The following is a 12835-nucleotide window of genomic DNA, read 5'->3' on the forward strand; positions in this document are numbered from 1 at the left end:
GACGCAATCCGCCAGCAGTCAGTGCCGACTGAGAGGAGCGAGGAGCGGTGAACGCCTATGCGCCCATCCTCGTACTGGGAGCCCTCGGGGCAGGCTTTGCGATCTTCTCCGTGATCATGGCCACGCTGATCGGCCCGAAGCGCTACAACCGGGCCAAGCTCGAGGCCTACGAGTGCGGGATCGAGCCCACCCCCACGCCGGCCGGCGGCGGGCGATTCCCCATCAAGTACTACCTGACGGCGATGCTCTTCATCGTCTTCGACATCGAGATCGTCTTCCTCTACCCCTGGGCCGTCACCTTCGACGCCCTGGGTGTTTTCGGGCTCGTGGAGATGCTGCTCTTCGTGCTCACCGTCTTCGTCGCCTACGCGTACGTCTGGCGCCGCGGCGGCCTGGAATGGGACTGAGGGGCCTTTAAGACCATGGGACTCGAAGAAAAACTGCCGAGCGGTTTCCTGCTGACCACCGTCGAGCAGGCCGCGGGCTGGGTACGCAAGGCATCCGTCTTCCCCGCCACCTTCGGCCTCGCCTGTTGTGCCATCGAGATGATGACCACGGGCGCGGGGCGCTACGACCTGGCGCGCTTCGGCATGGAGGTCTTCCGCGGCTCACCGCGGCAGGCGGACCTGATGATCGTGGCCGGCCGGGTCAGCCAGAAGATGGCGCCGGTGCTGCGGCAGGTCTACGACCAGATGCCGAATCCCAAGTGGGTGATCTCCATGGGGGTCTGCGCGTCGTCCGGCGGCATGTTCAACAACTACGCGATCGTCCAGGGCGTCGACCACATCGTCCCGGTCGACATCTATCTCCCGGGCTGCCCGCCACGGCCCGAGATGCTGATGGACGCGATCCTCAAGCTCCACCAGAAGATCCAGACGTCCAAGCTCGGCGTGAACGCGGAGGAAGCGGCCCGCGAGGCCGAGGAAGCCGCGCTCAAGGCACTCCCCACCATCGAGATGAAGGGGCTGCTGCGATGAGCGACGCGAACGGGGTCAACCCCGAGAAGGATCTCGCCGCCTCCAACCTCCCCGGCCAGCGCGGCGACGGCGGCGAGGAGATCCGCGTCCAGCGCGGCATGTTCGGCGCGAACAACGGCGGCGACACCTCCGGCTACGGCGGCCTGGTCCGCTCCATCCGGCTCCCCGGGGAGGCCGTCCGCCCCTACGGGGGCTGGTTCGACGAGGTCGCCGACGAGCTGGAGGGCGCCCTGGAGGAACAGGGCCTCGTCCCCGAGAACGTGATCGACAAGACCGTCGTCGACCGGGGCGAGCTCACCTTCCACATCGAGCGCGAGCACCTGCCGACCGTCGCCCGCACCCTCCGCGACGACCCGGCCCTCCGCTTCGAGCTGTGCACCGGCGTCTCGGGCGTCCACTACCCGGGCGACAAGGGCCGCGAGCTGCACGCCGTCTACCACCTGCGCTCGATCACCCACAACCGGTTGATCCGCCTGGAGGTCTCCGCCCCCGACGCCGACCCGCACATCCCGTCGCTCGTCCCCGTCTACCCGACCAACGACTGGCACGAGCGCGAGGCGTACGACTTCTTCGGCATCGTCTTCGACGGCCACCCCGCGCTGACGCGGATCATGATGCCGGACGACTGGCAGGGCTTCCCGCAGCGCAAGGACTACCCCCTCGGCGGCATCCCCGTCGAGTACAAGGGCGCCCAGATCCCGGCTCCGGACCAGCGGAGGTCGTACTCATGAGCACGCAGCACGCATCCGCGGAGTCCCAGGCCTCCGCGCGCGAGACCACCGAGGGCACCGTCTACACGGTCACCGGCGGCGACTGGGACGAGGTCGCCGAGACCGCCGCCCGGTCCGACGACGAGCGCATCATCGTCAACATGGGCCCCCAGCACCCGTCCACCCACGGGGTGCTCCGGCTGATCCTGGAGATCGACGGCGAGACCGTCACCGAGGCCCGCTGCGGCATCGGCTACCTCCACACCGGCATCGAGAAGAACCTCGAATACCGCACGTGGACCCAGGGCACCACGTTCGTGACGCGCATGGACTACCTGACGCCGTTCTTCAACGAGACGGCGTACTGCCTCGCCGTGGAGAAGCTCCTCGGCATCGAGGACGAGATCCCCGACCGCGCCACGATCATCCGGGTGCTCCTGATGGAGCTGAACCGGCTCTCCTCCCACCTGGTGTGCATCGCCACCGGCGGCATGGAACTGGGCGCCACCACGATCATGATCTACGGCTTCCGTGATCGTGAACTGATTCTCGACATCTACGAGCTGATCACCGGCCTGCGCATGAACCACGCGTACATCCGGCCCGGCGGACTCGCCCAGGACCTGCCGCCCGGCGCGGTGGACCAGATCCGCGAGTTCGTGAAGAAGATGCAGAAGAACCTGCCCGAGTACGACAAGCTCGCCACCGGGAACCCCATCTTCAAGGCCCGTATGCAGGACGTCGGCTACCTCGACCTGTCCGGCTGCATGGCCCTCGGCGCCACCGGACCGATCCTGCGCTCCGCCGGCCTCCCGCACGACCTGCGCAAGGCCCAGCCGTACTGCGGCTACGAGACGTACGACTTCGACGTCCCGACCGCCGACACCTGCGACTCCTACGGCCGGTTCCTGATCCGCCTCGAAGAGATGCGCCAGTCCCTCAGGATCGTCGAGCAGTGCCTGGACCGGCTGCAGCCCGGCCCGGTCATGGTCGGCGACAAGAAGATCGCCTGGCCCGCGCAGCTCGCCCTCGGACCCGACGGGCTCGGCAACTCCCTGGACCACATCAAGAAGATCATGGGCACCTCCATGGAGGCCCTGATCCACCACTTCAAGCTGGTGACCGAGGGCTTCCGCGTCCCGCCCGGACAGGCGTACGCGGCCGTCGAGTCGCCCAAGGGCGAACTCGGGGTGCACGCCGTCTCCGACGGAGGCACCCGCCCCTTCCGGGTCCACTTCCGCGACCCGTCCTTCACCAACCTGCAGGCCATGGCGGCGATGTGCGAGGGCGGCCAGGTCGCCGACGTCATCGTCGCCGTCGCGTCCATCGACCCCGTGATGGGAGGCGTCGACCGGTGACCACCACCCCCGAGGGCGTCAGCCTGGGCATGCCCCAACTGCCCGCGCCCGACTACCCGGACGACGTTCGAGCCCGGCTGGAGCGGGACGCGGCGGCCGTTGTCGCCCGCTACCCGGACTCCCGGTCCGCCCTGCTGCCGCTGCTGCACCTCGTGCAGTCGGAGGAGGGCCATGTCACCCGCACCGGCATGCGGTTCTGCGCCGAGGTGCTCGGCCTGACCACGGCCGAGGTCACCGCCGTCGCCACCTTCTACTCCATGTACCGGCGGGGGCCCTCCGGCGACTACCAGGTGGGGGTCTGCACCAACACCCTGTGCGCCGTGATGGGCGGCGACGCGATCTTCGAAGCGCTCCAGGAGCACCTGGGGGTCGGCAACGGGGGGACCACCGACGACGGCAAGGTCACCCTGGAGCACATCGAGTGCAACGCGGCCTGCGACTTCGCTCCGGTCGTGATGGTCAACTGGGAGTTCTTCGACAACCAGACCGTCGACAGCGCCAAGCGACTCGTCGACGACCTGCGTGAGGGAGCCGAGGTCCGGCCCACGCGCGGGGCGCCGCTGTGCACCTTCAAGGACACCGCGCGGATCCTCGCCGGCTTCCCCGACGAGCGGCCCGGCGCCGTCGAGGCCAGCGGCGGCGCGGGCCCCGCATCGCTGGTCGGCCTCCGCCTGGCCAAGGGAGAGGCCGCAGCCGCGCGCGTGGTCCACCCGCGGGACGGCGGTCCGCACGACGAGCCGCAGGACCGCAAGGTGCACGAGCCGTCGCCCACCGAACACCTCAGCTCGCACGACGCGCCACAGGAGACATCGGCCTCCGACCCGGCCCACCCGGCAGGGCCCGCCGCCGAGGAGGGGGAGTGATGACATTGGCACCCGAGATCAAGGGCAGCAGCCCGGAGAAGCTGCTCGCACCGGTGCTGTCGTCCTTCTGGGACGAGGACAGGCCCTGGACGCTCGACGTCTACCGCAGGCACGACGGCTACGAGGGACTGCGCAAGGCGCTGGCCATGACACCGGACGACGTGATCGCGTACGTCAAGGAGTCGGGACTGCGCGGCCGCGGCGGCGCGGGGTTCCCGACCGGGATGAAATGGCAGTTCATTCCCCAGGGTGATGGCAAACCGCACTATCTGGTTGTCAACGCCGACGAGTCGGAGCCCGGAACGTGCAAGGACATTCCGCTCCTCTTCGCGAACCCGCACAGCCTCATCGAGGGCATGATCATCGCGTGCTACGCCATTCGGTCCTCGCACGCCTTCATCTATCTGCGGGGTGAAGTCGTCCCCGTCCTGCGGCGGTTGCACGAGGCCGTCCGTGAGGCCTACGAGGCGGGCTTCCTCGGCGAGAACATCCTGGGCAGCGGACTCGACCTCGACATCACCGTGCACGCGGGCGCCGGCGCGTACATCTGCGGTGAGGAGACCGCGCTGCTCGACTCGCTCGAAGGCCGCCGTGGTCAACCGCGGCTGCGTCCTCCCTTCCCGGCTGTCGAGGGCCTCTACGCGTGCCCGACTGTCGTGAACAACGTCGAATCGATCGCGTCGGTTCCCGCCATCCTGCACCGGGGCAAGGAATGGTTCAGGTCGATGGGCAGCGAGAAGTCCCCCGGCTTCACGCTCTACTCGCTCAGCGGCCATGTCGCCTCCCCCGGCCAGTACGAGGCCCCGCTCGGCATCACGCTCCGCCAGCTGCTGGAGATGAGCGGCGGCATGCGGCCCGGCCACCGCCTCAAGTTCTGGACGCCGGGCGGCTCCTCCACCCCGATGTTCACCGACGAGCACCTCGACGTGCCCCTCGACTACGAGGGAGTGGGCGCCGCGGGTTCCATGCTCGGCACCAAGGCGCTCCAGTGCTTCGATGAGACCACCTGCGTCGTCCGGGCCGTCACCCGCTGGACCGAGTTCTACGCCCACGAGTCCTGCGGCAAGTGCACCCCCTGCCGCGAAGGCACCTACTGGCTGGTCCAGTTGCTGCGTGACATCGAGGCCGGCAAGGGCGTCATGAGCGACCTCGACAAGCTGAACGACATCGCCGACAACATCAACGGCAAGTCCTTCTGCGCCCTCGGCGACGGCGCCGCCTCGCCGATCTTCTCCTCACTCAAGTACTTCCGCGCGGAGTACGAGGACCACATCACGGGCCGGGGCTGCCCCTTCGACCCGGCCAGGTCGACGGCCTGGGCCGACAAGGACAAGCACGCGGAGGTGAACGCATGACCGTGACCACGAGCGCTCCCTCCGGGGGCGGCGAGGCGGCGGTCCCGCCGGAAGATCTCGTCTCGCTGACCATCGACGGCGTCGACATCAGCGTGCCCAAGGGCACCCTGGTCATCCGCGCCGCCGAACAGCTCGGCATCGAGATCCCCCGCTTCTGCGACCACCCCCTCCTCGACCCGGCCGGCGCCTGCCGCCAGTGCATCGTCGAGGTGGAGGGCCAGCGCAAGCCCATGGCGTCCTGCACGATCACCTGTACGGACGGGATGGTCGTCAAGACTCACCTCACCTCCCCGGTCGCGGAGAAGGCCCAGAAGGGTGTGATGGAGCTCCTGCTCATCAACCACCCGCTGGACTGCCCCGTCTGCGACAAGGGCGGCGAGTGCCCGCTGCAGAACCAGGCCATGTCGCACGGCCACTCCGAGTCCCGCTTCGAGGGCCGCAAGCGGACGTACGAGAAGCCCGTCCCGATCTCCACGCAGGTCCTGCTCGACCGTGAGCGGTGCGTGCTGTGCGCCCGCTGCACCCGGTTCTCCAACCAGGTAGCAGGCGACCCGATGATCGAGCTGATCGAGCGGGGCGCGCTGCAGCAGGTCGGCACCGGCGAGGGCGACCCCTTCGAGTCGTACTTCTCCGGCAACACCATCCAGATCTGCCCCGTCGGCGCGCTGACCTCCGCGGCGTACCGATTCCGCTCCCGGCCCTTCGACCTGGTCTCCTCTCCGTCTGTCTGCGAGCACTGCTCCGGCGGCTGCGCCACCCGCACCGACCACCGGCGCGGCAAGGTCATGCGACGCCTCGCGGCCGACGACCCCGAGGTCAACGAGGAGTGGATCTGCGACAAGGGCCGCTTCGCGTTCCGGTACGCGCAGCGACCCGACCGGCTCACCACCCCGCTCGTCCGCAACGCCGACGGCGTCCTGGAGCCCGCGTCCTGGCCGGAGGCCCTGGAGGTCGCCGCCCGGGGGCTGCTCGCGGCACGCGGCCGGGCCGGTGTCCTCACCGGCGGACGGCTCACCGTCGAGGACGCCTACGCGTACAGCAAGTTCGCGCGCGTGGCCCTCGACACCAACGACATCGACTTCCGCGCGCGTGTGCACAGCGGCGAGGAGGCCGACTTCCTGGCCGCCCGGGTCGCCGGACGCGGCCGCGACCTCGACGGCACGGGCGTCACGTACACCTCGCTGGAGAAGGCGCCCGCGGTCCTGCTGGTCGGGTTCGAGGCCGAGGAGGAGGCGCCCGGCGTCTTCCTGAGGCTCCGCAAGGCCTGGCGCAAGAACAAGCAGCGGGTGTTCTCGCTGGCCACCCACGCCACCCGGGGTCTGGAGAAGGCCGGCGGCACGCTGCTGCCGGCCGCGCCCGGCACCGAGACCGAGTGGCTGGACGCCCTCGCCAGCGGCTTCGGCCTCGACGACGACGGCACCAGGGCCGCCGAGGCGCTGCGCACCGAGGGCGCCGTGATCGTCGTCGGGGAGCGCCTCGCGGGCGTCGCGGGCGGGCTCACCGCCGCCGTCCGCGCCGCGTCGCTGACCGGCGCGAAGCTGGTGTGGATCCCGCGCCGGGCCGGGGAGCGCGCCGCCGTCGAGGCGGGCGCGCTGCCGTCGGCGCTGCCGGGCGGGCGCCCGGCCACCGACCCGCGCGCGCGGGAGGAGGTCGCCGCCGCCTGGGGCGTCGCCGAACTCCCCGCGCGCTACGGCCGGGACACCGGGCAGATCGTCGAGGCCGCCGCCACCGGAGAGCTCGGGGCCCTGGTGGTGGCGGGTGTGGAAGTCGGCGATCTGCCCGACCCGGCACGCGCGCGTGAGGCGCTGTCCGCGGTGGGCTTCCTGGTGTCGCTGGAACTGCGGCCCAGCGAGGTCACCGACCGCGCGGACGTCGTCCTCCCGGTCGCGGCCGTCGCGGAGAAGGCGGGCACCTTCGTCAACTGGGAGGGGCGGGTGCGGATGTTCGAAGCCGCGCTGAAGCCCGACCAGATGACCCGCAGGGTGGCACCCACCGACGGGCGCGTCCTGCAGATGCTGGCCGACGCCATGGACGTCCACCTGGGGCTGCCGGATCTGCGCACCACGCGCGCGGAGCTGGACCGGCTCGGCGCCTGGGGCGGGGCGAGGGCCAACGAGCCGGTGGAGGTCGGGGCCGCGCTGCCGCGCCCGGCCGCCGGGGAGGCCGTCCTCGCCGGACACCGGCTGCTGCTCGACCAGGGCCGCCTCCAGGACGGCGACGAGGCGCTCGCCGGGACGCGGCACGCCGCCCACGCGCGCGTGTCGGCCGCCACGGCCGCCGAGGCGGGCGTCAAGAACGGCGACCTCCTCGCGGTCAGCGGCCCCGCCGGGGTCGTCGAACTGCCGCTGCTGATCGCCGAGATGCCCGACCGCGTCGTCTGGCTGCCGCTGAACTCCACCGGCTCGGGCGTCGCCTCCGACACCGGGGCGCTGCCCGGCGCACTCGTCCGTATCGGCCCCGCGACGCTCGCCGCCGAGGCCCCCGAGGAGGTGGAGGCATGAGCGCGTACTACCTCGCCGCTGAAGACCTCTCCATGTTCGGCCGCGACCCCTGGTGGCTGGTCGTCGTCAAGGCGGTGTTCTGCTTCGCCTTCCTGATGATCACCGTGCTGTTCTCCATCGTGTGGGAGCGCAAGGTCGTCGCCTGGATGCAGCTGCGCATCGGCCCCAACCGGCACGGCCCCTGGGGCATGCTCCAGTCGCTCGCCGACGGCATCAAGCTGATGCTCAAGGAAGACGTCATCGTCAAACGCGCGGACAAGGTCGTCTACGTCCTCGCGCCGATCGTCGCGGCCATCCCGGCCTTCATGGCGATCGCGGTGATCCCCTTCGGGCCCGCCGGCAACGAGATCTCGATCTTCGGCCAGCGCACCACGATGCAGCTCACCGACCTGCCGATCGCGATGCTCTACATCCTCGCCGTCGCCTCCGTCGGCATCTACGGCATCGTCCTCGCGGGCTGGAGCTCCGGCTCCACCTACCCGCTCCTCGGCGGCCTCCGCTCCTGCGCGCAGATGATCTCCTACGAGATCGCCATGGGCGCCGCGTTCGCCTCCGTCTTCCTCTACTCCGGGTCGATGTCGACCTCGGCGATCGTCGAGGCGCAGCAGGACCGCTGGTACATCGTGCTGCTGCCGGTCTCGTTCGTGATCTACATCGTGACCATGGTCGGCGAGACCAACCGCGCCCCGTTCGACATGCCGGAGTCCGAGGGCGACCTCGTCGGCGGCTTCAACACCGAGTACTCGTCGATCAAGTTCGCGATGTTCATGCTCGCCGAGTACGTCAACATGGTGACCGTCTCCGCCGTGTCGGTGACGCTGTTCCTCGGCGGCTGGCGGGCCCCCTACCCCATCAGCACCTTCTGGGAGGGCGCCAACCACGGCTGGTGGCCGATGCTCTGGTTCGTGGTGAAGGTGCAGCTGCTGCTGTTCTTCTTCATCTGGCTGCGCGGCACCCTCCCGCGCGTCCGCTACGACCAGCTGATGAAGCTCGGCTGGAAGGTCCTCCTGCCGGTCTCCGTGGTCTGGCTGATGCTCGTCGCGACCGTGCGGACCCTCCGGAACGAGAACTACGACTTCGCCGAGATCGCGCTGTACGTCGCCGGCGCCGTCATCGTCCTGTTCCTGCTGTCCGTCGTCGCCGACATGTTCCGCGACCGGCGCGAGGCACAGGACCAGCCCGCCGAACCGGCCGGCTTCGACCCGATGGCCGGCGGATTCCCCGTACCGCCCCTGCCCGGACAGACCCTCCCGCCGGTGCCGCGCAGGCGCCCGCGCCGGGAGCGGGAGCTGATTGTCAGTGGTGGGTCCGATACTGAGAGTGACGGATCTTCGAATGGGAGGGAGGCGTCCGATGGCTGAGGAGCCGAAAGAGAACAAGCAGGGGTTCCAGAACCCCGTCGCCGGCTTCGGCGTGACCTTCAAGGCCATGTTCAAGAAGCGGCTGACCGAGCAGTATCCGGAACAGCCGAAGACCACGGCCCCGCGGTTCCACGGCAGGCACCAGCTCAACCGCCATCCGGACGGCCTGGAGAAGTGCGTCGGCTGCGAACTGTGCGCCTGGGCGTGTCCCGCCGACGCCATCTACGTCGAGGGCGCCGACAACACGGACGAGGAGCGCTACTCCCCGGGCGAGCGGTACGGCCGCGTCTACCAGATCAACTACGCCCGCTGCATCCTGTGCGGCCTGTGCATCGAGGCGTGCCCCACGCGCGCGCTCACGATGACCAACGAGTTCGAGCTGGCCGACTCCAGCCGCGCCAACCTCATCTACACCAAGGAGCAGCTGCTCGCCGGTCTGGAGGAGGGCATGGTCGACTCGCCCCACTCGATCTTCCCGGGCACCGACGAACAGGACTACTACCGGGGCCTGGTCACCGAGGCCGCGCCCGGTACGGAGCGTCAGGTGGCCACCTCCAAGGGCGAGAAGCCGCAGGACGCGGCCTCCACCACCGGCGAGGACGAGCCGGCGTCGGAGAAGGTGATCCGCCGATGACGCAGCAGCTCGCGGCCTACACGACCTCCACCGGTGAGGCCTTCCAGTTCTGGGTGCTCGGCACGATCGCGGTGGTCGGCGCCCTGTGCACCGTCTTCATGAAGAAGGCCGTGCACAGCGCGCTCTGCCTCGCCGGCACCATGATCATCCTGGCCGTTTTCTACCTGGCCAACGGCGCCTACTTCCTGGGCATCGTGCAGATCGTCGTCTACACCGGCGCGATCATGATGTTGTTCCTGTTCGTGGTGATGCTCGTCGGCGTCACCGCCGCGGACTCCCTGAAGGAGACCATCAAGGGCCAGCGCTGGCTGGCCCTGCTGTGCGGCCTCGGCTTCGGCATCCTGCTGATCGCGGGCATCGGCAACGCCTCGCTGACGGAGTTCAACGGCCTCGGCACGGCGAACGCGGGCGGCAACGTGGAGGGCCTCGCGGCCCTGATCTTCACCGACTACGTGTTCGCCTTCGAGCTCACCGGCGCCCTCCTCATCACGGCCGCCGTCGGCGCCATGGTCCTCACCCACCGCGAGCGCACCGAGCGCGCCAAGACCCAGCGCGAGCTGGCCGAGCAGCGCGTACGCGAGGGCAAGCATCTTCCGCCGCTGCCGGCGCCCGGCGTCTACGCCCGGCACAACGCGGTGGACATCGCGGGCCTGCTGCCCGACGGCACCCCGTCCGAGCTGACCGTCAGCAAGACGCTGCGCGACCGGGGCCAGATCCGAGACGTGTCGACCGAGGCGCTCAGCGACCTCAAGGCACTGGAACAGCGCGCCGAGGACCGCCTGGAGCGCTCGCACAGCGGAAGCGGCGGCAACGGCGGCAACGGCCGCGACAGCGGCACCAGCGGGAAGAACGGGGAGGCAGCGAAGTGAATCCCGTCAACTACCTGTATCTCGCCGCCCTGCTGTTCACGATCGGCGCCACCGGCGTCCTGATCAGGCGGAACGCGATCGTGGTGTTCATGTGCGTCGAGCTGATGCTCAACGCCTGCAACCTCGCCCTGGTCGCCTTCTCCCGTATGCACGGCAATCTCGACGGCCAGATCATCGCCTTCTTCACGATGGTCGTCGCCGCCGCGGAGGTCGTGGTCGGACTCGCGATCATCGTGTCGCTGTTCCGGTCCCGCCACTCGGCCTCGGTCGACGACGCCAGCCTGATGAAGCTGTAAGGGGTCGGAAGAATCGTGGAGAACCTGATTGCGCTGCTGGTCGCGGCGCCCCTGCTCGGAGCCGCCGTCCTGCTGTGCGGCGGCCGGCGCCTCGACGCCGTCGGCCACTGGATCGGCACGGCCCTCGCCGCCGCCTCCTTCGTCGTCGGCGTGGTCCTCTTCGCCGACATGCTCGGCAAGGACGCCGAACACCGCGAGATCGGTCAGCACCTGTTCAGCTGGATCCCCGTCGAGGGCTTCCAGGCCGACGTGGCCTTCCAGCTCGACCAGTTGTCGATGACGTTCGTGCTGCTGATCACCGGAGTCGGCTCGCTCATCCACGTGTACTCCATCGGGTACATGGAGCACGACGAGCGCCGACGCCGCTTCTTCGGCTATCTGAACCTGTTCCTCGCGGCGATGCTGCTGCTGGTCCTCGCCGACAACTACCTGCTGCTGTACGTCGGCTGGGAGGGCGTCGGCCTCGCCTCCTACCTGCTCATCGGCTTCTGGCAGCACAAGCCCAGCGCCGCCACCGCCGCGAAGAAGGCCTTCCTGGTCAACCGCGTCGGCGACGTCGGGCTGTCCATCGCCATCATGCTGATGTTCACCACCTTCGGGACCTTCGCCTTCGGGCCGGTCCTGGGGGCCGTCGGCGAGAGCAGCGAGGGCACGCTCACCGCGATCGCCCTGATGCTGCTGCTCGCGGCGTGCGGCAAGTCCGCCCAGGTTCCGCTGCAGTCCTGGCTCGGGGACGCGATGGAGGGCCCGACCCCGGTCTCCGCCCTCATCCACGCCGCGACCATGGTCACCGCCGGTGTCTACCTGATCGTCCGCTCCGCGAACATCTTCAACGCCGCCCCGGACGCGCAGCTCGTCACCACCGTCGTCGGAGCGGTCACGCTCCTGTTCGGTGCGATCGTCGGTTGCGCGAAGGACGACATCAAGAAGGCCCTCGCCGGCTCGACGATGTCGCAGATCGGGTACATGGTGCTGGCCGCCGGTCTGGGCCCCATCGGCTATGTCTTCGCGATCATGCACCTGGTGACGCACGGCTTCTTCAAGGCCGGTCTCTTCCTCGGCGCCGGTTCGGTCATGCACGGCATGAACGACGAGGTCGACATGCGCAAGTACGGCGGCCTCCGCAAGTACATGCCGGTCACCTTCGTCACCTTCGGCCTCGGCTACCTCGCCATCATCGGCTTCCCCGGTCTGTCCGGCTTCTTCTCCAAGGACAAGATCATCGAGGCGGCGTTCGCCAAGGGCGGCACGGAGGGCTGGATCCTCGGTGGCGTGGCCCTGCTGGGCGCGGCCATCACCGCGTTCTACATGACGCGGGTGATGCTGATGACGTTCTTCGGCGAGAAGCGCTGGCAGCCCGACGAGCACGGCCATGAACCGCACCCGCACGAGTCCCCCAAGGTCATGACGATCCCCATGATCGTGCTGGCCGTCGGATCGGTCTTCGGCGGCGCGTTCTTCAGCATCGGTGACCGGTTCATCCACTGGCTGGAGCCCGTCACCGGCCACCGGCACGGCCACCCGCCGATCAGCGCCCTGACGGTGACCATCGCCACGGTCGCCGTGATGGTCATCGGCGTCGGCCTCGCCTGGCTCCAGTACGGGCGGCGGCCCGTCCCCGTCGTCGCCCCGCGCGGATCGCTGCTCACCCGGGCCGCCCGGCGCGACCTCCTCCAGGACGACTTCAACCACGTCGTCCTCGTCCGCGGCGGAGAGCACCTCACGCGCTCCCTCGTCTATGTCGACCACACCCTGGTCGACGGCGTCGTCAACGGCACGGCGGCCTCCATGGGCGGCCTCTCCGGGCGGCTGCGCCGTATCCAGAACGGCTATGCCCGGTCGTACGCGGTCTCGATGTTCGGCGGCGCTGCGATCCTCATCGCCGCGACCCTGCTGATGAGGGCGGTCTGA

12 protein-coding genes are annotated in these 12835 nt (G+C 69.5%); all 12 read left to right on the plus strand.

What is annotated here, in order from left to right; genetic code table 11:
• Positions 1–47: 47 nt before the first annotated feature.
• The 12 genes from GWK25_RS03555 to nuoL are packed head-to-tail and all read left to right on the plus strand — an operon-like array spanning position 48 to position 12835.
• Positions 48–407 (plus strand): NADH-quinone oxidoreductase subunit A, encoded by a 360-nt coding sequence (locus GWK25_RS03555; RefSeq protein ID WP_009310323.1) that lies wholly within the window; start codon positions 48–50, stop codon positions 405–407.
• A gap of 15 nt (positions 408–422) precedes the next feature.
• Positions 423–977, plus strand: a complete 555-nt coding sequence (locus tag GWK25_RS03560; protein ID WP_003998928.1) for an NADH-quinone oxidoreductase subunit B family protein — start codon at positions 423–425, stop codon at positions 975–977.
• Positions 974–1708, plus strand: a complete 735-nt coding sequence (locus tag GWK25_RS03565; RefSeq protein WP_215448455.1) for an NADH-quinone oxidoreductase subunit C — start codon at positions 974–976, stop codon at positions 1706–1708. The genes GWK25_RS03560 and GWK25_RS03565 overlap by 4 nt, the downstream gene beginning before the upstream one ends.
• Positions 1705–3045: an NADH-quinone oxidoreductase subunit D gene (locus tag GWK25_RS03570; protein ID WP_215448456.1), complete on the plus strand. Its 1341-nt coding sequence runs from the start codon at positions 1705–1707 to the stop codon at positions 3043–3045. Before GWK25_RS03565 ends, GWK25_RS03570 begins: the two co-directional genes overlap by 4 nt.
• A 29-nt stretch (positions 3046–3074) precedes the next feature.
• Entirely contained in the window at positions 3075–3908 is an 834-nt protein-coding gene (gene nuoE / locus GWK25_RS03575; protein WP_215457181.1) for an NADH-quinone oxidoreductase subunit NuoE, read from the plus strand.
• Positions 3908–5263, plus strand: a complete 1356-nt coding sequence (nuoF, locus tag GWK25_RS03580) for an NADH-quinone oxidoreductase subunit NuoF (protein ID WP_215448457.1) — start codon at positions 3908–3910, stop codon at positions 5261–5263. The genes nuoE and nuoF overlap by 1 nt, the downstream gene beginning before the upstream one ends.
• Positions 5260–7764: an NADH-quinone oxidoreductase subunit G gene (locus GWK25_RS03585; RefSeq protein ID WP_215448458.1), complete on the plus strand. Its 2505-nt coding sequence runs from the start codon at positions 5260–5262 to the stop codon at positions 7762–7764. The genes nuoF and GWK25_RS03585 overlap by 4 nt, the downstream gene beginning before the upstream one ends.
• Positions 7761–9125, plus strand: coding sequence for an NADH-quinone oxidoreductase subunit NuoH (nuoH, locus tag GWK25_RS03590; RefSeq protein WP_215448459.1), 1365 nt, complete (start codon positions 7761–7763; stop codon positions 9123–9125). Before GWK25_RS03585 ends, nuoH begins: the two co-directional genes overlap by 4 nt.
• Positions 9118–9759 (plus strand): NADH-quinone oxidoreductase subunit NuoI, encoded by a 642-nt coding sequence (nuoI, locus tag GWK25_RS03595; RefSeq protein ID WP_215448460.1) that lies wholly within the window; start codon positions 9118–9120, stop codon positions 9757–9759. Before nuoH ends, nuoI begins: the two co-directional genes overlap by 8 nt.
• On the plus strand, positions 9756–10628 hold the full coding sequence (locus tag GWK25_RS03600; RefSeq protein WP_215448461.1) for an NADH-quinone oxidoreductase subunit J: 873 nt from the start codon (positions 9756–9758) through the stop codon (positions 10626–10628). The genes nuoI and GWK25_RS03600 overlap by 4 nt, the downstream gene beginning before the upstream one ends.
• Positions 10625–10924 carry an NADH-quinone oxidoreductase subunit NuoK gene (gene nuoK, locus GWK25_RS03605; protein WP_009310327.1) on the plus strand — a complete coding sequence of 100 codons (300 nt, stop codon included), beginning with the start codon at positions 10625–10627 and terminating at the stop codon, positions 10922–10924. Before GWK25_RS03600 ends, nuoK begins: the two co-directional genes overlap by 4 nt.
• Before the next feature lie 15 nt (positions 10925–10939).
• Positions 10940–12835 carry an NADH-quinone oxidoreductase subunit L gene (gene nuoL, locus GWK25_RS03610; protein WP_215448462.1) on the plus strand — a complete coding sequence of 632 codons (1896 nt, stop codon included), beginning with the start codon at positions 10940–10942 and terminating at the stop codon, positions 12833–12835.

Source organism: Streptomyces sp. ATCC 21386 (assembly GCF_018728545.1).
Taxonomy (GTDB): domain Bacteria; phylum Actinomycetota; class Actinomycetes; order Streptomycetales; family Streptomycetaceae; genus Streptomyces.

Bases quoted from the DNA above. Each gene is read 5' to 3' on its own strand.
- nuoI (WP_215448460.1), top strand. From the start codon at position 9,118: ATGGCTGAGGAGCCGAAAGAGAACAAGCAGGGGTTCCAGAACCCCGTC.
- GWK25_RS03600 (WP_215448461.1), top strand. From the start codon at position 9,756: ATGACGCAGCAGCTCGCGGCCTACACGACCTCCACCGGTGAGGCCTTC.
- GWK25_RS03560 (WP_003998928.1), top strand. From the start codon at position 423: ATGGGACTCGAAGAAAAACTGCCGAGCGGTTTCCTGCTGACCACCGTC.
- GWK25_RS03565 (WP_215448455.1), top strand. From the start codon at position 974: ATGAGCGACGCGAACGGGGTCAACCCCGAGAAGGATCTCGCCGCCTCC.
- nuoE (WP_215457181.1), top strand. From the start codon at position 3,075: ATGCCCCAACTGCCCGCGCCCGACTACCCGGACGACGTTCGAGCCCGG.
- nuoH (WP_215448459.1), top strand. From the start codon at position 7,761: ATGAGCGCGTACTACCTCGCCGCTGAAGACCTCTCCATGTTCGGCCGC.
- GWK25_RS03585 (WP_215448458.1), top strand. From the start codon at position 5,260: ATGACCGTGACCACGAGCGCTCCCTCCGGGGGCGGCGAGGCGGCGGTC.
- nuoF (WP_215448457.1), top strand. From the start codon at position 3,908: ATGACATTGGCACCCGAGATCAAGGGCAGCAGCCCGGAGAAGCTGCTC.
- GWK25_RS03570 (WP_215448456.1), top strand. From the start codon at position 1,705: ATGAGCACGCAGCACGCATCCGCGGAGTCCCAGGCCTCCGCGCGCGAG.